General features: G+C 64.7%; 21 protein-coding genes. 12 read left to right on the top strand and 9 right to left on the bottom strand.

Going from position 1 to position 19,748, the window contains the following annotated elements; genetic code table 11:
- The 4 genes from ACSLE4_RS10335 to ispG all read left to right on the top strand — a co-directional run.
- A partial coding sequence (locus ACSLE4_RS10335; protein WP_435904374.1) for a metal ABC transporter permease occupies positions 1 to 855 on the top strand: 855 nt, incomplete at its 5' end.
- Positions 856 to 879: 24 nt separating this feature from the next.
- A complete protein-coding gene (locus ACSLE4_RS10330; RefSeq protein WP_435904373.1) occupies positions 880 to 1,932 on the top strand; it encodes a metal ABC transporter substrate-binding protein in 1,053 nt (350 codons plus the stop codon).
- Positions 1,933 to 2,046: 114 nt separating this feature from the next.
- Positions 2,047 to 2,400: a hypothetical protein gene (locus ACSLE4_RS10325; protein WP_435904372.1), complete on the top strand. Its 354-nt coding sequence runs from the start codon at positions 2,047 to 2,049 to the stop codon at positions 2,398 to 2,400.
- Positions 2,401 to 2,448: 48 nt separating this feature from the next.
- A complete protein-coding gene (gene ispG / locus ACSLE4_RS10320; RefSeq protein ID WP_435904371.1) occupies positions 2,449 to 3,693 on the top strand; it encodes a flavodoxin-dependent (E)-4-hydroxy-3-methylbut-2-enyl-diphosphate synthase in 1,245 nt (414 codons plus the stop codon).
- 6 nt (positions 3,694 to 3,699) lie between these two features.
- On the opposite strand, the gene ACSLE4_RS10315 is transcribed toward ispG, so the two are convergent.
- Together ACSLE4_RS10315 and ACSLE4_RS10310 are read right to left on the bottom strand one after the other, a co-directional pair.
- Complete coding sequence (locus tag ACSLE4_RS10315) at positions 3,700 to 4,395, bottom strand: DUF1345 domain-containing protein (protein WP_435904370.1); 696 nt, start codon at positions 4,393 to 4,395, stop codon at positions 3,700 to 3,702.
- Positions 4,396 to 4,425: 30 nt separating this feature from the next.
- Positions 4,426 to 5,319 (bottom strand): polyprenyl synthetase family protein, encoded by an 894-nt coding sequence (locus ACSLE4_RS10310; RefSeq protein ID WP_435904369.1) that lies wholly within the window; start codon positions 5,317 to 5,319, stop codon positions 4,426 to 4,428.
- Between the two features lie 132 nt (positions 5,320 to 5,451).
- Between ACSLE4_RS10310 and mtgA the strand changes: the two genes are divergently transcribed.
- From mtgA to ACSLE4_RS10295, 3 genes are all read left to right on the top strand, one after another.
- Positions 5,452 to 6,132 (top strand): monofunctional biosynthetic peptidoglycan transglycosylase, encoded by a 681-nt coding sequence (gene mtgA, locus ACSLE4_RS10305; protein WP_435904368.1) that lies wholly within the window; start codon positions 5,452 to 5,454, stop codon positions 6,130 to 6,132.
- Between the two features lie 101 nt (positions 6,133 to 6,233).
- A complete protein-coding gene (gene rpmF, locus ACSLE4_RS10300) occupies positions 6,234 to 6,419 on the top strand; it encodes a 50S ribosomal protein L32 (RefSeq protein ID WP_435904367.1) in 186 nt (61 codons plus the stop codon).
- A 294-nt stretch (positions 6,420 to 6,713) separates the two neighbouring features.
- On the top strand, positions 6,714 to 8,498 hold the full coding sequence (locus tag ACSLE4_RS10295; RefSeq protein ID WP_435904366.1) for an EAL domain-containing protein: 1,785 nt from the start codon (positions 6,714 to 6,716) through the stop codon (positions 8,496 to 8,498).
- Here the strand turns inward: ACSLE4_RS10295 and ACSLE4_RS10290 are convergent.
- The 4 genes from ACSLE4_RS10290 to hisC form a co-directional block, all read right to left on the bottom strand.
- On the bottom strand, positions 8,495 to 9,025 hold the full coding sequence (locus tag ACSLE4_RS10290; RefSeq protein WP_435904365.1) for a gamma-glutamylcyclotransferase: 531 nt from the start codon (positions 9,023 to 9,025) through the stop codon (positions 8,495 to 8,497). The two genes, ACSLE4_RS10295 and ACSLE4_RS10290, sit on opposite strands and share 4 nt — an antisense overlap.
- A 91-nt stretch (positions 9,026 to 9,116) precedes the next feature.
- A complete protein-coding gene (locus ACSLE4_RS10285) occupies positions 9,117 to 10,391 on the bottom strand; it encodes an MFS transporter (protein WP_435904364.1) in 1,275 nt (424 codons plus the stop codon).
- A 115-nt stretch (positions 10,392 to 10,506) separates the two neighbouring features.
- Positions 10,507 to 11,433, bottom strand: coding sequence for a prephenate/arogenate dehydrogenase family protein (locus tag ACSLE4_RS10280; protein WP_435904363.1), 927 nt, complete (start codon positions 11,431 to 11,433; stop codon positions 10,507 to 10,509).
- Positions 11,430 to 12,533: a histidinol-phosphate transaminase gene (gene hisC, locus ACSLE4_RS10275; RefSeq protein WP_435904362.1), complete on the bottom strand. Its 1,104-nt coding sequence runs from the start codon at positions 12,531 to 12,533 to the stop codon at positions 11,430 to 11,432. Before hisC ends, ACSLE4_RS10280 begins: the two co-directional genes overlap by 4 nt.
- A 257-nt stretch (positions 12,534 to 12,790) precedes the next feature.
- On the opposite strand from hisC, the gene metX reads away from it, so the two are divergent.
- Together metX and metW are read left to right on the top strand one after the other, a co-directional pair.
- A complete protein-coding gene (gene metX / locus ACSLE4_RS10270) occupies positions 12,791 to 13,993 on the top strand; it encodes a homoserine O-acetyltransferase MetX (protein WP_435904361.1) in 1,203 nt (400 codons plus the stop codon).
- Positions 13,994 to 13,995: 2 nt separating this feature from the next.
- Positions 13,996 to 14,634 carry a methionine biosynthesis protein MetW gene (gene metW / locus ACSLE4_RS10265; protein WP_435904360.1) on the top strand — a complete coding sequence of 213 codons (639 nt, stop codon included), beginning with the start codon at positions 13,996 to 13,998 and terminating at the stop codon, positions 14,632 to 14,634.
- Here the strand turns inward: metW and ACSLE4_RS10260 are convergent.
- Entirely contained in the window at positions 14,631 to 15,368 is a 738-nt protein-coding gene (locus ACSLE4_RS10260; protein WP_435904359.1) for a methyltransferase domain-containing protein, read from the bottom strand. The two genes, metW and ACSLE4_RS10260, sit on opposite strands and share 4 nt — an antisense overlap.
- 128 nt (positions 15,369 to 15,496) lie before the next feature.
- Between ACSLE4_RS10260 and gloB the strand changes: the two genes are divergently transcribed.
- Both gloB and ACSLE4_RS10250 read left to right on the top strand, forming a co-directional pair.
- Entirely contained in the window at positions 15,497 to 16,267 is a 771-nt protein-coding gene (gene gloB / locus ACSLE4_RS10255; RefSeq protein ID WP_435904358.1) for a hydroxyacylglutathione hydrolase, read from the top strand.
- 98 nt (positions 16,268 to 16,365) lie between these two features.
- On the top strand, positions 16,366 to 16,797 hold the full coding sequence (locus ACSLE4_RS10250; RefSeq protein ID WP_435904357.1) for a cupin domain-containing protein: 432 nt from the start codon (positions 16,366 to 16,368) through the stop codon (positions 16,795 to 16,797).
- Positions 16,798 to 16,825: 28 nt separating this feature from the next.
- On the opposite strand, the gene phbB is transcribed toward ACSLE4_RS10250, so the two are convergent.
- Together phbB and ACSLE4_RS10240 are read right to left on the bottom strand one after the other, a co-directional pair.
- Positions 16,826 to 17,548 carry an acetoacetyl-CoA reductase gene (gene phbB, locus ACSLE4_RS10245; protein WP_435904356.1) on the bottom strand — a complete coding sequence of 241 codons (723 nt, stop codon included), beginning with the start codon at positions 17,546 to 17,548 and terminating at the stop codon, positions 16,826 to 16,828.
- Positions 17,549 to 17,659: 111 nt separating this feature from the next.
- The gene (locus ACSLE4_RS10240) at positions 17,660 to 18,841 is read right to left on the bottom strand and encodes an acetyl-CoA C-acetyltransferase (RefSeq protein WP_435904355.1); all 1,182 of its coding nucleotides are present in this window, start codon (positions 18,839 to 18,841) and stop codon (positions 17,660 to 17,662) included.
- 191 nt (positions 18,842 to 19,032) lie between these two features.
- On the opposite strand from ACSLE4_RS10240, the gene phaR reads away from it, so the two are divergent.
- The gene (gene phaR, locus ACSLE4_RS10235; RefSeq protein WP_435904354.1) at positions 19,033 to 19,650 is read left to right on the top strand and encodes a polyhydroxyalkanoate synthesis repressor PhaR; all 618 of its coding nucleotides are present in this window, start codon (positions 19,033 to 19,035) and stop codon (positions 19,648 to 19,650) included.
- Positions 19,651 to 19,748 lie beyond the last annotated feature (98 nt).

Genomic DNA, 19,748 nt, shown 5'->3' with positions numbered 1-19,748 from the left:
CTTGTCCAGCCCTTCATCGAATTCGCCTTCATGCGCCGGGCGCTGGTGGGCTCGCTCGCCATCTCTCTGACGGCGCCGCCCATCGGCGTGTTTCTCGTATTGCGGCGCATGAGCCTGATGGGCGACGCCATGGGGCACGCGATCCTGCCAGGCGCGGCGATCGGCTATCTGCTCGCCGGGCTGTCGCTGCTCGCCATGAGCCTCGGGGGATTTGCCGCGGGGCTGGCGGTGGCGCTCGCCGCGGGGCTCGTGGCGCGCTCCACGGTCATCCGCGAGGATGCGAGCCTTGCCGGCTTCTATCTCGTGTCCTTGGCGCTGGGCGTGATGCTGGTGTCGATGCGCGGCAGCAGCGTCGATCTGTTGCATGTGCTGTTCGGAACGGTGCTGGCGCTGGACGACGGCGCGCTCCTTCTCATTGCCAGCATCGCTACGGTGTCCATGGTGACGCTCGCGATGATCTACCGCCCGCTGGTCATGGAGTGTTTCGACCCGCAGTTCCTGCGCTCGGTTAGCCCCTTGAGCTCACCCACCCATCTTCTGTTCCTGGTGCTCGTGGTGCTCAATCTCGTGGCGGGCTTTCAGGCGCTCGGCACGCTGATGGCGGTCGGCATCATGCTGCTGCCGGCCGTTGCCGCGCGCTTCTGGGCCGAGGATGTCGGCGGCATGATCGGCGTCGCCATCGCTTCAGCCTTTGCCTCGAGCCTCATCGGCCTGCTCGTGTCTTATTACGTCAACGTGCCCACCGGCCCCGCCGTTATTCTCGCCTGCGGGGCGTTCTATCTCATCTCGATGCTTGTCGGTGTCCGGGGCGGTGTCCTCTGGGGGCTAATGCCGCGCAAGCATCTGGAAGCTTGATCCCTACACACAAGGAGTCGCGTCATGTTCAATCGCCTCACTGCTCTCATTGCCATTGCATTCGTCGCGTTCGGCGTTTCAAGCGCCGCGCAAGCGGCCGATCAGGCCGCCAACGACAAGCTCAAAGCCGTCGCCTCGTTCAGCATTCTTGGCGACATGGTGAAAAACGTCGGCGGCGACCGCGTCGAGGTTGAGATGCTGGTCGGGCCGAACGGCGATGCGCATGTGTTCAGTCCCACCCCGGCGGATGCCAAGATGCTCGCCGATGCCGACATCTTCTTCGTCAACGGGCTCGGCTTTGAAGGCTGGATGGAGCGGCTCGAGAAGGCATCCGGGTTCACCGGCGCGTTGGTCGTGACGAGCGGCGGCGTCATGCCCATCGTCATGAAGGGCGGCCACCACCATCGCGGTGCGGAGGACGAGGACGATCACCACGAGCACGCCAAGGACGATCACGACGAAGACCATGACGACCACGCCAAGGGCGAAGAGGGCGATCACCACGAAGAGCATGCTGAAGCAAAAGATCACGATGCGCATGGTGGCGACGCCACCGATCCACACGCGTGGCAAAACCTCTTCAATGGCAAGATCTATGTGGCAAATATCCGTGACGCACTGATCGCCGCCGATCCCGAGGGCAAGGAGACCTACGAGGCAAACGCCGCCAAATATCTCGCGGCCATCGAGGCGGAAGACGAGGCGGTGCGGGCGGCTATCGCCAAGCTGCCGGAGGCGCGGCGCAAGATCATCACCAGCCACGATGCCTTCGGCTATTTCGGCAACGCCTACGGGCTCGAGATCATTGCGCCGGAAGGGGTGAGCACCGAGAGCGAGGCCTCGGCGCAGGATATGGCTAAGATCATCCGCCAAATCCGCGAAGAGCATATCCCGGCCGTGTTCCTGGAGAACGTCACCGACCGGCGGCTGCTCGACCAGATCGTTTCCGAGACCGGCGCCAAGATCGGCGGCGTGCTCTATTCGGACGCGCTGTCGGACAAGGACGGCCCGGCGCCGACCTATCTCGACATGTTCCGCCACAATGTCGGGACGCTGACGGCGGCGCTGTCGAGCTAGCGCCGCCACGATTGCTGAATTGGTCTAGGCTGAGCTGTGGATGGCCACCCGGGTCCGGCTTCGCCGGCCCGGGCGCAGGCTCAAGACAAGCCCGGCCATGACGGAGCCTTGAGGGTGTGGGCGAATAGAAAATGGCTGTTGCTGCTGCTTGCGGCGCTCGGCGGCGTCATCGTCTTCTCCACGCTCGCGCCCAAAGGGTGGCCGGTCCGGCTCGGGCTCCACTGGCTGATCGAGCATTTCCTCGCCTTCTTCACGCTGGCCCTGCTCGTCTGCCTCGCCTACCCCCGGCCCATGGTCGTGGCGGCGGTGCTGCTTCCCCTCGCGGTGGGGCTTGAGGCGGCGCAAGCGCTCACCCCCGACCGCACGGCGGATGCGGCCACGGCGCTGATCGCCGCCGCCGCGGTGGCCTGCGGGGCGCTTCTGGCCGATGGCGTCTTCGCTGTGCGAAAAAGGCGCGGGAAAGGGTGATTTCCGGCCCCTGGCGCGCCTGTAACAAATGTGATGTATCCTGGCCCCATGGAGATAAGCGCGCGCAAGCGCACCATACCGGTCAGGATCGGCGGCGTGACCATGGGCGGCGGCGCCCCCATCGTCGTCCAATCCATGACCAATACGGACACGGCGGACGTGGCGTCCACAGTCGCGCAAGTGGCCGCGCTGGCGCGTGCCGGCTCGGAGCTTGTGCGCATCACCGTGGATCGGGCGGAAGCCGCCGCGGCCGTACCGCAAATCCGCGAGCGGCTGGACGTCATGGGCGCCGACGTGCCGCTGATCGGCGACTTCCACTACAACGGGCACACGCTTCTGGCCGACCATCCGGCCTGCGCGGCCGCGCTCGCCAAATACCGCATCAATCCCGGCAATGTCGGCTTCAAGGATAAGCGGGATAAGCAATTTTCGCAGATCATCGAGATTGCGCTTCGCCACGACAAGCCGGTGCGCATCGGGGTCAACTGGGGCAGCCTGGACCAGGACTTGCTGACGCGGCTGATGGACGAGAACGCCGCAAGCGCCTCACCGAAGGACGCGCGCGAGGTGATGCACGAAGCCATCGTGCAGTCGGCGCTGCTCAGCGCGGAACGAGCGCAAGAGCTTGGGCTAGGCGCGGATAGGATCGTGCTCTCCGCCAAGGTCTCCGCCGTGCAGGACCTCATCGCCGTCTATGCCATGCTGGCCGCGCGCTCGGACCTGGCGCTGCATTTGGGTCTCACCGAAGCCGGCATGGGCTCGAAGGGCATCGTCGCCTCGTCGGCGGCGTTGTCGGTGCTGCTTCAGCAGGGCATCGGCGATACGATCCGTATCTCGCTGACGCCGGAGCCCAATGGGGATCGCACGCTCGAGGTGAAGGTGGCGCAAGAGCTCCTGCAAAGTATGGGCTTCCGCGCTTTCGTGCCATTGGTCGCCGCGTGCCCCGGCTGCGGGCGGACCACCTCCACCACGTTCCAGGAGCTTGCGCGCGACATCCAGGACTTCATCCGCGATCAGATGCCGGAATGGAAGCGGCGCTATCCGGGCGTGGAAAATCTCAACGTCGCGGTGATGGGCTGCATCGTCAACGGGCCGGGCGAATCAAAGCATGCCGATATCGGCATCTCGCTACCCGGCACCGGCGAGTCACCGGCAGCGCCTGTCTTCGTCGATGGCAAGAAGGTCACCACCTTGCGGGGCCCTAGCGCCTCGGCGGAATTCAAGCAGATGGTGCTCGACTATATCGAGCGCCGCTACGGGCAGGGCGCAATCGGCCGTACCGCGGCAGAATAGCTGCGCCTACTTGATCGAGATCGCGTCGCCCGCGATCGAGACCGTCAGCGCGATCATCGTCACGTTGAACACGAAGGCCACGAGCCCATGCGCCGTCACGGTGTTGCGGATGGCGCGCGAGGTCACCGCCACGTCCGATACGGCCGTCGAGGTGCCGATGACGAAGGCGAAATAGATGAAATCCCAATAGTTCGGGCTGCCGCCGCCCGGGAAGCGCATGCCGCCGCCCTGGCCGCGATGCTCCGCGTAATATTCGTGGGCGTAGTGCAGCGCGAACATCGTGTGGATGAACAGCCATGAGAGCAGCGTGGTGAGGAACAGCAACGCGAAAATGCCGGGCTCGATGGTCTCGGTCTCCGATGCCGTGCGTAACCAGAAGACGATCGCACCTAAGCTCGCCATCCCGGCCGTCACGGTGAGGACGGGGATGGCGATGCGCCCTTCGTCCTGAAGCGGCGATTCCCGCCGGACCCGGTCCGGATCCGAGCGGAGGATCATGACGATCACCAGTACGAGATACAGCGCCACGCCGGAGTCGAAGCCGATCAAGAGCCGGGATGTCAGCCAGTACTTCTCCCCCGGGAAAAGGACCACGAGCGCCACGCCGAGCATCGTTGCGAACAGTAACCGCCAGCGCGCCTGGAGAAAGCGCGAGACGCGCGTATTCCGAAAGCGGTGCAAGAGCTTCGGTGGCGTGGCCATGGGCCATTCGATCCGGATTCGCCGGTTCTCTCAAGCGCGCCGTTCAGCCACGAAGCGGGCCGCCTCGATCAGCCTGGCGGCCTTGCCGCCGAAGGGCTTGAGCGCATCCTCTGCTTGCGTGACGAGTCCGGCGAGTTTGCCCTTGGCGCCCTCGATGCCAAGCAGCGCGACGAGTGTCGCCTTGCCGCGATCCGCGTCCTTGGCCGCCGCCTTGCCCATGGCTTCAGCGTCGCCCTGCGCATCCAGCAGATCGTCGGCAAGCTGGAACGCCTGGCCGAAGGCGCTCGCATAGCTCTTCAGTGCATCGCGGCCCCGCTGGTCCGCCCTTCCGAGCACCGCGCCCGCCTCGCAGGCGAAGCGGAACAGCGCGCCGGTCTTCAGGGCCTGCATGGCCGCGGTCTCTTCCGGCGAGAAGGGCCGCCGCTCGGCCGAGAGGTCGAGCGCCTGACCGAGCGCCATGCCCCGCCAGCCGCTGGCCTTCGCCAGCAGATGGAGAAGGTCGGCGCGGATGGCGGGATCTTCGCGAGTCTCGGGCGCGCTGATGATCTCGAAGGCGAGCGTGAGAAGCGAGTCGCCGGCAAGGATGGCGGTCGCCTCGTCGAAGGCGACGTGAAGGGTAGGGCGTCCGCGCCGGACCGCGTCGTCGTCCATTGCGGGCAAGTCGTCATGGACCAGTGAGTAGCAATGGACACATTCGAGCGCGCAGGCCGCGTCGAGGGCCTGCTCTTCAGGCACGTCGAAGAGGCGCGCTGATTGGATCAGGAGAAACGGCCGCAGGCGCTTGCCGCCGCCAAGGGCCGCGTAGCGCATGGCTTCTCCAAGCTCGGCGCCGCCCGGCGGCGTGGTCTCTCCTGCGGCAAGCAGCTCGCCGAGGCGCTGCTCCACTGTCCAGGCTGTGCGCTCGAGTTCTGCGAGGAAGGTCATCTTGGGCAAAACGAATAGCGGAGGCGGCGCATCGCGGCAAATTGATCGCGCGGCGTTCGGGCTGTAGAACCCGATTCTATGGCGGCGGCGGCAGTTCAGAAAAAGCGCAAGAGGCGAGGGGCCGGAAGCCGTTTGCGGCATCCTTGGCTGCGGCGCATCGCGCTGGCGCTGCTTGTTCTCGTCTGCGCGCTTATCGGCAGCATCGTGCTGTTCCGCTTCGTCAATCCACCCATCACCGCAGTGATGCTGGAGGAGAAGCTGATCGAGGGCCAGACCCTGAAGCGCCGTTGGGTGCCGCTCGAAGAGATCTCGCCCAATCTCCGCTTGGCGGTGATCGCAAGCGAGGACGGCAATTTCTGCAGGCATTGGGGCGTCGATTGGGCGGCGGTGCGGGAAGTGGTCAACCAAGCCAAGAGTCTTTCCGCTGTGCGCGGGGCGAGCACCATCCCCATGCAGGTCGCCAAGAATCTCTACCTTTGGGAGCACCGGAGCTATTTGCGCAAGGCGCTGGAGGTGCCGCTGGCTAATGCCTTGACCGTGATCTGGTCCAAGCCGCGCATGCTGGAGGTCTATCTCAATATTGCTCAATGGGGCCCGGGTCTGTTCGGGGCGGAGGCGGCGAGCCGGCGCTACTTCGGAAAGCCGGCCTCGGCGCTCACGAAGCGCGAGGCGGTCTTGCTGGCCGCGTCGCTTCCCAACCCGCTCGACCGCAATCCGGCCAGACCAAGCCGGAAGCTCAACCTCATCGCTGACGCCGTGCAGCGGCGCCTGCCTTGGATCGCCAAGCGGGCCGATTGCGTCCTGAAGCCCTGAAAATGGCGGTTATCGGCTCTGGCCAGCGGCGCAGTTAGCCACTATAAGGGCGCCACGACACGCCCTGCGAAGCATGCGGGGCCGCTTAGAGGTTTTGAGAAATGGCTGTTCCCAAGAGAAAAGTGTCCGGCATGAAGCGGGGCAACCGACGGAGCCACGATGCGCTGCAAGCGCCGGCTTATGTCGAGGACAAGGACTCCGGCGAGCTTCGCCGGCCGCATCATATCGACCTGAAGTCGGGCCGCTACCGTGGCCGCCAGGTGATCGTCATCAAGGAAGAGGCCTAACCAAAGGGTCTTTCGACCTGATTTTGGCCGGTTTCATTGCCGCTCCGGACCTTCGCGTTCCGGAGCGCTTTTGCGTGCCTTGCGTTCACCAATTCCGTCAATCTCTTGTCAACCAATCTGCGTGAAAGCCCCCGCTTTCGGCGGCTCTGCCGGTATTCCTGGCCCGTGGAACCCTCCGCGGAAGGGGCAGCTTTCGGCTTTTTTTAAGCCTTATGGCCTAGGCTCCCGGCCAACAATCGAAGCGCCGAAAAGGCGCTCCCATGCGTGGGTCCATGGGTCAAAAGGGGGCGGTCAGTGAGTGCATCCTCGAATGAGTTCGCCGGCGGTGTCTATGTGCCGCGTCAGCGTGCCGCCAGCGTGGTCGACTTCGAGTCACGCGGCAGCGAGGTCCAGCCGATGCTCGAGCTCGATCAGGTGCTGGAGAGCATCCGGGCCACCGCCTACCGATGGGACTTCAATTCCGACACGATCGAATGGGCCGCCAATGCCAGCGCCGTGCTCGGCGGTGTCGATATCTCCAAGCTGCACAAGGGCCGCGCCTTCGCACTGCATATCGATCCGGAGCACGCGGGCGCGCGTTATGACGGCGTCACCGGAGGGCCGCATGCGGCCCCCGGGGCGGCGTTGCCCTATACGCTGCACTATCGCCTGCTGCCGGAGGGGCGCCGCGGCAAGTCTGCGCTCTGGGTCGAGGATCTGGGCGTCTGTTTCACCGATGCAGATGGCCGCCCGGTCCTGGCGCAGGGCACGCTTCGCGTTATCGACGACCGGCGTGAGAGGGACCGCGCCCATCTCGCCGGCGGCCAGGACGAACTGACCGGCTTGCTCAACCGGACGCAGCTCACCGCGGAACTCTCCAATCTTCTGTCAGACGCGGCCCGCTCGCCGATGAACGGCGCTTTTCTGCTGGCTGGCGTCAACGATCTCACGCTGATCAACGAGACCTACGGCTACGACGTGGGCGACGAACTCATCGCTATCGTCGGCCAGCGCCTCGGCCGCGTGGTGCGCGGCAAGGACTGTCTCGGCCGCTTCTCGTCGAACAAATTTGGCGTCGTGCTGCACGACTGCAACGCGGACGGCGTGGAAGCCATCGCGCGCCGCCTGATGGCCGTCATCGGCGACAGCATCGTCGACACCAGCGTTGGCGCCGTGGCGGCGACGGTTTCCGTCGGCGCCGTGCTGCTTCCCGAACACGCTTCGAGCGCGCAGAACGCCATGGGGCATGCGCTGCAGACTCTCGATGAGGCCCGCACCAGTCGCGGCGATCAGTTCTGCTGTTATGTCCCTTGCGAGCGTCAGGAGTCCGAGCGGCGGCGCAATGTCGGCATCGCCGACGACATCATCCGTGCGCTCAACGACCGACGCATGATGATCGCGCTTCAGCCCATCGTAACCTCGCGCAGCCACGAGCCGGAACTCTATGAGTGCTTGCTGCGCATGCGCCGGCTGGACGGTTCCGTGGTGAGCGCGAGCGAGTTCATCCACGTGGCCGAGCAATTCGGTCTTTCCAAGCTGATCGACTATCGCGTGCTGGAGCTCGCCGTGGATCTGCTGCGCGCGACGCCTAAGATCAAGCTGGCGCTCAACGTCTCGGCTACGACAGCCACCGACCCGCAATGGATGGCGGCTCTCGAAGGGTTTACGGGTAAGGACCGCACGCTGACCGAGCGGCTCACCATCGAGATCACCGAGACGGCGGCCATCTCCGATATCAAGGCGGCGACCAAGTTCGTGAGCACGCTAAAGGCGCTGGGCTGCCGGGTCGCGCTCGACGATTTCGGCGCCGGCTACACCTCGTTCCGCTCCCTGCGCGAGCTTGGCGTGGACATGGTCAAGATCGACGGCTCGTTCATCAAGAATCTCGGCACGGACGCGGAAGACGAGATGTTCGTGCGCACGCTTATCGATCTGGCGCGCAGCTTCGGCGTCGTCACGGTCGGAGAATGGGTGAGCGATGAGCGCACCGTGAAATTGCTCGAGAAAGCCGGCGTGGCCTACATGCAAGGTTATTTCTTTGGCGCGCCGGAGCTTCAGAGAGACGAGCCGGAGCTGAAACCGGCCAAGCCCGCGGGCTAGACCTCGCCGGTCAGGCGCGCGGCGAGTTTCGAGAGGACGGCGTCGTGCACGCCTTCCTCCTCCAGGTGCCGCACCGTGTTCAGCACATATTCGATATTGGCGCCGGCCTGTCCGCGGCAGGCGCGGACGATGCGCAACTGCTCGCCGAGCGAGAGCCTGCCGGCATATTGCGGGTGGGTCGGGTCGGCGAGATAGGTGAGCGCTTTCACCGTGCGGCCGGAGCCGTCCACCAGGCGCACATTGCGATAGGTTTCCACATAGACCGCGGTCACCTGCTCGCGTTCGCGCAAATAGGCGATCGTCTCGTCCTCCGCGCCCGGTGTGACGCGGAAAGCCACGCCCCTGCAAGCCCCGCCGCGGTCCAGCCCGAGCACCAAGCCCGGTTGCTCCTTGGTGCCGCGGTAGTACACGGAATAGACGCAGAGTGCGCGGTGCGCGCCTTTGAGCAAGCCAGGGGCTTGCGCCGCAAACGGAAATCCCGGCCGCCACATGAGCGAGCCGTAACCGAAAACCCAAAGCTCAGTCATTCTTGTCGCGCACGCTTTGCCTGCCCAAACGAGATTAGATTGCCGTCAGGCGCGGGCACAAGCAACACGCACCCTTGATGGCTTCGACTGCTCAGTGCTCGTGGCCGGAGGTGTGTTGCTCCGGATGGGCCACATAGTCGTCGTCCTCGGCGCTTTGTTGCAGCTCCACCACGGCCTGTGTTCCGTGGGCAAGCGGGGGGCTGGGCGTAAAGACCGTGCGCTCGGGCTCGGGCACGGGCTCAGCCAGCTTGATGCGGCCTAAGGTGTAGAGGGCCAGAGCCACGTGAATGCTGGCGATGAAGCCCAAGAGGCTCGTGATGCCCAACGCCGCGATGAGGAAGCTGGCCAAGAACGGTCCAACGATCGCGCCGAATCCGAAGACCATGAGCAAACGGCTGCTGACCTCCACCGAAGCTTCGGGGTCGGCGCGGTCGTTCACATGCGCGACGCAAAGCGGATAAAGAGAGAGGGCGAAAGCGCCAAACAGGGCCGTAAGACCTAGGAAGATTAAGTTTGAATCGCCGATTTCCAGCAAGAGCGACAGAGCGGCGGCGGCGGAGGCGAGACAGACCGCAGCAATCACCCAGCGACGATCCACATGATCGGAGAAACGCCCGATCGGCCACTGGCTCAGCGCTCCGCCGATCACCGCGGCGGACATGAACAGGCTGACGCCCAGGCTCGTGCCGCTCCACGCCTGCGCGAAAAGCGGCGCGAACGTCCAGAAGGCACCGTTGGCGAGGCCCACGGCGAGACAGCCAACAAGGCCAACCGGGGCCAAACGATAAAGCCCGACAAGGTTGATGCTCGTGACTTGGGGAATCGTGGGAACGGCGCCGGTCGTCAGCGTGACCGGTACGAGCGACAGGGAAATCGCGATGGCGACCACCGCAAAGAGTTGAAACGTCTCTAACGAGGGCACAGCAAACAGCAGCTGGCCACCGACGATGCCAAACCACGTGGCTGCCATGTATAGGCCGAAGACGTGACCGCGGGTCTGCGGTGTTGCTTGATTGTTGAGCCAGCTCTCCACGACGATGAGGAGGCCGGCGAGGCAGAGACCGACGATCGCCCTCAGGACGAGCCAAGGCAAAGGCGCGATAGCAAGCGCGTGTATCAAAGCCGCGCTCGAGGCGATAGCCGCGAAGGCGGCAAAGGATCGGATGTGGCCAAACCGCCTGATGATGCGCGGCAGGAACATGCATCCGACCACGAACCCAAAATAGTAGAGCGTACCGAGGGAGCCAATTGCGACGACCGAAAAGCCTCCGAGCTCACCCTGGATGGGAACCAGCACGCCAAGCAGGCCATTGCCCAGCTCGAGAAAAATGGTGGCGATCAATAAGAAGAGCAGAGAGATGAGCATGTGACGTCGCGTGTTCGACCGGCAATGGATGGGGGCTGGCAGGACTCCGTTCGATCAAAACCCTGTGACGATTGTGAGTCTCCACCGCAGCGTATGCGAGCCGCGACGTTCCGTCTCAATCCCCGTGGCCGTGCGGGCGGCCAAAGTCCGGGTCAGCCGTATCCTGGCCTAAGTCGATAATGCCGCGGCGGATGGCGCGGGTGCGGGTGAACTGCTCGAACAGCGCATCGCCGTCGCCGTGCCGGATGGCCTTGGTCAGGGCCGAGACGTCTTCGTTGAAGCGCCCGAGCATTTCCAGGACCGCCTCCTTGTTGGCGAGGAAAATGTCGCGCCACATGGTCGGGTCCGAGGCGGCGATGCGGGTGAAGTCTCGAAAGCCGCCGGCGGAAAATTTCAGAACCTCCGAGCGGGTCACGGTCTCCAGCTCGTCGGCGGTACCGACAATCGTGTAGGCGATCAGATGGGGAAGATGGCTGGTGATTGCGAGCACCAGGTCGTGATGGTCGGGCGTCATGACCTCGACGTTGGCGCCCAGCAGACTCCAGAACGCGGCGAGCCGCTTCACGGCCTCGCCGTCTGTCGCTTCCGGCGGTGTCAGGATGCACCAGCGTCCGTCGAACAGCTCGGCGAAGCCGGCATCGGGGCCGGAGTGCTCGGTGCCCGCGACCGGATGGGCCGGCACGAAATGAACATTGCCCGGCAGGTGCGGACCCATGTCGCGCACAATCGCCCCTTTCACCGAGCCGACGTCGGAAACGATGGTGCCTTCCTTGAGACGCGGCGCGATCTCCTCGGCCACGGCGCCGCACACGCCGACGGGGACGCAGACGATCACCAGGTCGGCGTCTTCGACCGCCTCGGCGTTGGTTTCGACGACCTTGTCGGCGATGCCGAGCTCTGTGACGCGCTGGCGCGTTTGCGGCGAACGGGAGCTGGTCACGATCGTACGCACGGCGCCTTGCGCACGGGCGGCGCGCGCGATCGAGGAGCCGATCAGACCGGGGCCGATAATGGCCAGCGTATCGAATAGGGGCTCGCTCATTGGGCGCCATCCAGGAATTCGCTGAGCGCTTCGATCACCGCGCGGTTCTCCGGCTCGGTGCCGATGGTCATGCGGAGCGCATCGGGAAAGCCATAGTTCTCCACCCGCCGTAGGATGATGCGGCGCTTATGGAGAAAAGCGTCCGCCTCGCGCGCCGAGGTGCCGGGACCTTGCGGGAAATGCACGAGCAGGAAGTTCGCCGCGCTCGGCGTGGCCTGCAGGCCGATGCGCTCGATCTCGTCGGTTATGTGACGGAGCCAGGTCGCGTTGTGCTCGACGGCCTCTTGCATATGCGGCTCGTCCTCGAGCGCGGCGACCCCGGCGGCGATCGAAGGGCCTGTAACATTGAAGGGGCCTCTGATGCGGTTCAGCGCGTCGGCGATTGGCGCAGGACAGTAAGCCCAGCCGAGCCGCAAGGCCGCCAGCCCATAGATCTTGGAGAATGTGCGCGTCATCACGACGTTGCCGCTCGTCGCCACCAACTCGATGCCCGCCTCGTAATCGTTGGCGCGCACATATTCCGCATAGGCCGCATCGAGTACGAGGATGACGTCCTCGGGGAGGCCTGCGTGCAACCGCTTGATCTCGTCGAACGGCAGATATGTGCCGGTCGGGTTGTTGGGATTGGCGAGGAAGACCATGCGCGTGGCGTCCGTCACCCGCGCGAGGATCGCGTCCACGTCCGCGGTAAGGTCCGTCTCCGGCGCCACGACGGGGGTGGCGCCGCGCGCCATGATGGCAATCTTGTAGACCAGGAAGCCGTGCTCCGTGAAAATCGCCTCGTCGTCCGGCCCCAGATAGGCGGCCGCGAGCAAGTTCAGCAGCTCGTCGGAGCCCGCGCCGCAGACGATCCGTGCGGCGTCCAGCCCGTAGCGGTTGGCCAGCGCCTCGCGCAAAGGACGCGCCGAGCCGTCCGGGTAGCGGGAGAGGTTCTCGGCCTCCGCCAGATAGGCCTCGACGGCCTTGGGCGAGGGCCCGAGCGGCGTCTCGTTTGAGGAGAGCTTGACCACCTTTCCGGCACCAGGCAGCACGCTCGTGCCCGGCACGTAGGGCGCGATGTCGAGAATACCGGGACGCGGGTTTGGCCCACGTTTGGCCATGGTCTAGCTCCTTGGAGCGGTGGGTTGCAGCGAAGGGCCTCTCATACGGCCATTTCTCAAGCCAATCCAAAGAAAAGATTGACTTTCAAGGATGAGGTCATAGCTAACCTCGATCCTGTATAGTGGGATGCCGGGTTAAACCTTTTCCGTCATACCGGCGAAAGCCGGTATCCAGAGCGAGCGCGCAGGGCTTGGGTTTTCTGGATTCCGGCTTGTTGCCGGAATGGCGATCCGGACCGGAGTGGACAAGCGTAGCGATGAATGAGACCCCGGGAGCGGAGAGCTTCGCTGACCTCAAGCGGCGGGAGCAAATCACCAATCCCCAGAGCGAGATCGTGCATTTTCCGGCAAGCGAGCCCCTGCCGCTCGACTGCGGAGGTGCGCTCGCGCCGCTTTCCATCGCCTATCAGACCTACGGCACGCTGAATGCCGACAAGTCCAATCTGCTGCTCATCTGCCATGCGCTGACCGGCGACCAGCACGCCGCCAACCTCCATCCCATCACCGGCAAGCCCGGCTGGTGGGACACGATGGTCGGGCCGGGGAAGCCCATCGATACGGACCGCTATTTCGTGCTCTGCCCCAACGTCATCGGCGGCTGCATGGGCTCCACGGGGCCGAGTTCGATGAACCCGGTCACGGGGCGTCCCTACGGGCCGGACTTTCCGGTCATCACTGTGCGCGACATGGTGCGGGCGCAGGCGCGCCTGCTCGATCATCTCGGCATCGACCAGGTCTTGTGCGTGCTCGGCGGCTCCATGGGCGGCATGCAGGTGCTCGAATGGGCCGCGACCTATAAGGACCGCGTATTCTCGGCGATCCCCATCGCTTGCTCCGCGCGTCATTCCTCGCAGAACATCGCCTTCCATGAGGTCGGCCGCCAGGCCGTGATGGCCGATCCCGACTGGTGCGAGGGCCGCTATCTGGAAGAGGGTAGGAGCCCGCGTAAAGGCTTGGCCGTGGCGCGCATGGCCGCGCACATCACCTATCTGTCGGATGCGGCGTTGCACGACAAGTTCGGCCGCAACCTGCAGGACCGGGAGAAGGTCACGTTCGGTTTCGACGCCGATTTCCAGGTGGAGAGCTATCTGCGCCACCAGGGCATGAGCTTCGTCGACCGGTTCGACGCCAACTCCTATCTCTACATCACGCGCGCCATGGACTATTTCGACATCGCCGCGGATCATGGTGGCGTGCTGGCCAACGCGTTCATCGGCACTAAGACGCGCTTTTGCCTCATCTCGTTCACCTCCGACTGGCTGTTTCCCACCGAGGAGAGCCGCGAGGTGGTGCACGCGCTGAACGCGGTTGCCGCCAATGTGAGCTTCGTCGAGATCGAGTCGAACAAGGGTCACGACGCCTTCTTGCTGCACGAGCCGGAGCTGTTCGACACGATGCGCGGCTTTTTGAGCGCGGCGGCGCGCCAGCGCGGGATCACGTTTTCGGGCGCGGGCGGGTGACCATGAACGCACCGGTCAACCCCCGCAGCGTCCGGCCCACCGAGACGAGCCGCGTCGATCTTCTGCTCATCGCCGAGATGGTGATGCCGGGCGCGCGCGTGCTCGATATCGGCTGCGGCGACGGCGAGCTCTTGCGCATCCTCGCTGACAAGCATGGCGTCGACGGGCGCGGCATCGAGCTGAGCCAGGCGGGCGTGAACCAATGCGTGGCCCAAGGGCTTGCGGTGATCCAAGGCGATGCGGATGCTGATCTCGCCTACTACCCGGATCTCGCCTTCGATTACGCGATCCTATCGCAGACCATCCAGGCGACTTATTCGCCGCGGCTGGTGCTGGAGCAGCTATTGCGCATCGGCAAGCACGCGGTCGTGTCGTTTCCGAATTTCGGGCATTGGCGCGTGCGCACGCAGCTGATGTTCGGCGGACATATGCCCCGCACGGACAACCTACCGGAGACGTGGTACGACACACCCAACATCCACTTCTGCACCATCAAAGATTTTATCGCCCTGTGCGACGACATGGGCGTCAAGGTCGAGCGCGCGATCGCGCTCAACGCCTACGGCACCAAGCTTGTGTCCATGCCGCTGTTCGCGCAGAACCTCTTCGGCGAGCAGGCCGTCTTTCTCCTGTCGCGTTAGGCGCGAGGCGTCACGGCGCCGGCGGGCACCGGCACGATGCGGCGGCGCATCTTGCGCTCGGTCTCGTGTGCCGGCATGGCCGCGTAGACCTGCTTCGTCGCCTCGACCATGATCACGCCGGAGAAGGTTGGCCACAGGATGATGCCCAATCGCTCCCAGAAGGCGGGCCAGCGGGTAAGCACACGCCAGTTGAACGGCGGCGTGTAGAGCGCGTAGTGCCAACCCTCCGGCTGGAACATGGCATCCTTCAGGAGCTTCGTGAGTTGAGAGCGGCTGAACGGGCTGCCATAGCCGAAGGGCGTGGTGTCGACCCGCGCCCACAAGCCCCGCCGGTTCGGCACCACGATCAGCACCCGGCCATTGGGGCTCAACACCCGCCAGATCTCCCGCAGCAGCGTGCGCGAGCGCTCCGACCATTCCAGCATGTGCACCATGAGGATGCGGTCGGCGGCTTCGTCGTCCAAAGGCAGTTCGGTCTCTTCAACGAGGGCGGTCAGAGAGGCGCCACGGTCCGGCCAGGGCAGCGCGCCGAATCCTGCGGGCATCAGCGCGCCGAGGCTGCGCGCTTCGCTGCGGAACTCGGCCAGATAGGGCGTGACATAGCCCAAGCCGAAGACGCGAAGCCCGCGCACGTCGTCCCAGCGCGCCCGGACGCGGCTGCGCAGGAGGCGCCGCACCATCAGCCCGAGGCGGCGGGCGTAGAAATCCTTGAGGTCTATGGCGTCGAGATGCATGGCTCGATTGTCATGTGGGGGCGTTTAGCGTTCGTTCTCAAGTCCGTTCGAGGGCCGTTCAATCCTCGCGCCTCAGGTGTTACGGTCCGTCGCCTCAGCCGAATAGACAAGCAAGAAAAGAGACCGCGATGGCCAAGCTGGACATTTATCAATTTCCGACGCGCAGCGACAATTACGGCGTGCTGATCCACGATCCCGAGACGGGCGCGACCGCCGCGATCGATGCGCCCGAGGCGGAGCCGATCAAGGCGGCGCTGGCGCAGAAGGGCTGGACCCTCACCGACATCCTGGTCACGCACCACCATGCCGATCATACGGCGGGCATCGATGCTCTGAAAAAGAAGACCGGCTGCACGGTCACCGGCCCCGCGCGCGAAGCGGGGCTGATCCCCGGCCTCGATGTGGAGGTGAAGGAAGGCGATACGGTCGAGATCGGCAACGCCAAGGGCCATGTGATCGAAACGCCGGGCCACACGCGCGGGCATGTCAGCTATTTCTTTCCGGAAGAGGGCGCGGTGTTCGTCGGCGACACGCTGTTCTCCGTCGGCTGCGGCAAGCTGCTCGAAGGCGACGCGCCGACCATGTGGACCTCCCTATCCAAGCTCGCCGTGCTGCCCGCGGAGACGGAGGTTTATTGCGGTCACGAATACACGAACGCCAATTGCCGCTTCGCGCTTACCATCGAGCCGGAGAACGAGGCGCTGCAAGCGCGGGCGGCCGAAGTCGCGGAGAATGCCGCCAACGGTGCGCCCTCTCTTCCCACGACCATCGGCCAGGAACTTGCCACCAATCCCTTCCTGCGCGCGTCGAGCCCCGAGATCCAGCAGCGGCTCGGTCTCGAAGGACAGCCGCTCGATGTGGTGTTCGGCGAGGTGCGCAAGCGCAAGGACCGGTTCTAGGGATGGCCTATCTCGTCAGACCCGTCCCTCCGCTTGCTGAACGGTGCCGGCATGGATGCCCGGATCAAGTCCGGGCATGACGAAAAAGGTGCTTGGCTATGACCAGTGAACCTCTCACTGCCGACGACGTCATCGCGCAGTTCAATTTGGAGCCGCACCCGGAAGGGGGCTGGTTCCGCGAGACGTTCCGGGACGAGCCCGGGCATCGGGGGCGGGCACACTCGACCGCCATTCTCTTTCTATTGAAGTCCGGCGAGGTCTCCCATTGGCACCGGGTCGACGCGGTGGAGATGTGGCATTGGTATGCGGGGGCGCCGCTCCTGCTTGAGGTTGCCGACGACACCGGCATCCGTGAGGAGCACAAACTGGGACCGGACATCCTGGCCGGGGAGCATCCGCAAGGTTTGGTGCCGGCAGGCGCGTGGCAGAGCGCGAGAAGCCTGGGCGCCTGGACGCTGCTCGGCTGCACCGTGGCGCCGGGCTTCGATTTCGCCGGGTTCGAGCTCGCCCCTCAAGGCTGGGAGCCATAAGGCTGGAAGCCTAGAGGGGCGAAAGCCCCTAATCCATCAGCTGGCCGCCGTTGATGGTCAGCGTCGAGCCGGTGATCCAGGCAGATTCGTCGGCGGCGAGGAACACGACACAGCGGGCGACTTCTTCGGCTTCGCCGAGACGTCCCACGGGGATCTGGCCGACGATGTGCTCCATCACCTTGTCGGAGACGTTCGCCAGAAGCTCGGTCGCCACGTAGCCCGGGGCGATGGCATTGGCGGTGATGCCCTTGCGCGCGCCTTCCAGCGCCACGGTGCGGGTGAAGCCGATCATGCCGGCTTTGGCCGAACAGTAATTGGCCAAGCCCAGCATGCCCTGCTGACCGTTGATCGAGGAGATCGAGACAATACGGCCGAAGCCGCGCTCGCGCATGCCGTTGATCACTTGCCGGGTCATGTTGAACACGGAGTCGAGATCGGTGCGGATGACCTCCGACCACTGCTCGTGGCTCATCTTCTGGAGCATGGCGTCGCGCGAGATGCCGGCATTGTTGACCAGCACCTCGACGGGGCCGACCTCGTTTTCCACGGCGATCACGCCCTGCTCGCAGGCCTGAAAGTCGCCGACGTCCCACTTGAAGACCGGGATACCGGTTTCCTTCTTGAAGGCGTTTGCCGCGTCATCATTGCCGCCGTAGGTGGCGGCGACGTTGTAGCCCGCCTCTTTGAGCGCTTTGCAGCAGGCGGCACCGATGCCGCGCGTTCCTCCGGTGACCAGAGCCACTCGTCCCATAGCGTCCTCCCTTGGCGCGCATTGGCGCCCGTTTCTTCCCAGTCAAAGTTGCGTGTGGGGCGGCGATACGGCCACCCCACACGAAACGTCCACGCATTCGTCAGCGGTGGACTAGTCGCGCTCGAGGCACATGGCGATGCCCATCCCGCCGCCGATGCAAAGCGTGGCCAAGCCCTTCTTGGCGTCGGCCTTTTGCATCTCGTGCAGCAGCGTCACCAGAACCCGCGTGCCGGAAGCGCCAATGGGATGGCCGATGGCGATGGCGCCGCCATTGACGTTCACCTTGTCTGTGTCCCAGCCCATGTCCTTGTTCACGGCAAGCGCCTGGGCGGCAAAGGCCTCGTTGGCCTCGATCAGGTCGAGATCCGAGGGTTTCCAGCCGGCCTTCTCCAGCGCCTTGCGCGAGGCGGGGATGGGGCCCGTGCCCATGACGGCGGGATCGACGCCGGCCACCGCCCAGGAGGCGATGCGTGCCAGCGGCTTCAGGCCGCGCTTCTTGGCTTCGTCCGCCGACATGAGGACCACGGCGGCCGCGCCGTCATTGATGCCCGAGGCGTTGCCCGCGGTCACGGTGCCTTCCTTGTCGAAAGCAGGCCGCAGCTTGCCGACATTCTCCATGGTGGCGCCTTCGCGGATGTACTCGTCGTCTTCCACGACCACCTCGCCTTTGCGGGTCTTGACGGTCACGGGGACGATCTCATCCTTGAACTTGCCGGCCTTCCGCGCCGCCTCGGCCTTGTTCTGAGATGCGACGGCGAACTTGTCTTGCTCGTCGCGGGTGAGCTGCCATTGCTTGGCCACGTTCTCGGCCGTGTTGCCCATGTGGTAGCCGTTGAAGATGTCCCACAGCCCGTCCTTGATCATTGAGTCGACGAACTCGAGGGCACCCATCTTCTGGCCGTTGCGCAGATGCGCGACATGGGGCGCGAGGCTCATGCTCTCCTGACCGCCCGCCACGATGATGGCGGCGGCGCCGGTGGCAATCTGCTGAGCGCCGAGCGCCACGGCACGGAGGCCCGAGCCGCAAACCTGGTTGACGCCCCAGGCAGTGGCCTCCTTGGGCACGCCCGCCGCCATGGCAGCCTGGCGAGCCGGGTTCATGCCCTGGCCGGCCGGAAGGACTTGGCCCATGATTACTTCGTCGACATCGGCGGCGTCCACGCCAGCGCGCTCGAGCGCGGCGCGGATGGCCACCTCGCCAAGCGCGTGCGCGGGCAAGCTCGACAGCGAGCCATTGAAAGATCCGACCGGCGTCCGCGCCGCGCCGACGATCACTATCTCCTCGTCTTTCATACTGATCTCCATACCCTCAGGGACCCCAGGTCATACCCCAGCGATTTCCGGCTGGAAAGCCCAACCAAAGTCTCCCGTTAAGCCTCACGGCAAAGCTCTGGTGCTGCGCACAAGGAACGTGCTAGTCATCTTCGCAGGTGCGGCATAGAGTAGGTTCTGGACGGGGTCCGGGGCTTAGGAGCGAAAGACACGTGGCTAGGGACGCGGACCAAGAGAGCCGGCCGGTCATTATCAAGAAATACGCCAACCGCAGGCTCTATAACACCGATACAAGCACGTATGTGACGCTGGAGGACCTCGCCGAAATGGTGCGCGGCGAGCGCGACTTCGTGGTCTACGACGCGAAGACAGGCGAAGACCTCACCCATGCTGTCCTGACCCAGATCATCGTCGAGCAGGAAAGCAGAGGCACCAGTCTCCTACCCGTCGGTTTCTTGCGCCAGCTGATCCGCTTCTACGGCGACAGCATGCAGAAGCTTGTGCCGAGCTATCTTGAGTTCAGCCTGGACTCGCTCACCAAGCAGCAGGAGCAGTATCGGCGCCGCTTCACGAACGCCTTCGGCAACGCGGCGTTTGATGCAATGCAAGAGCAGGTGAAGAAAAATTTCGACACCTTCGAGCGCGCGCTCGGCCTGTTCACGCCCTTCGGCGCCGATGCGGCCAATGCGCGCGGCGACGGGGACGCCGAGGAGGCCCAGCCGAATCTCGCGGCGGCGCCCGGCAAGAAGCCCGGCGCGGACGAGATCGACACGCTCAAGGCCGAGCTTCAGGCCATGCAGCAGCGGCTCGAGAAGCTCTCCCGCGAGTAGGCAGACTTATACCAACGGCATGATTTATTGACTCTGGCGGGATTCCCACATCAGTCGAATTCTGATTCAAGGCTGGCACAGGAGATTTGCCATGCCAG

This window comes from Methyloceanibacter sp., from assembly GCF_051306395.1.
Taxonomy (GTDB): domain Bacteria; phylum Pseudomonadota; class Alphaproteobacteria; order Rhizobiales; family Methyloligellaceae; genus Methyloceanibacter.
This window is presented reverse-complemented; position numbering and strand designations above follow the sequence as displayed.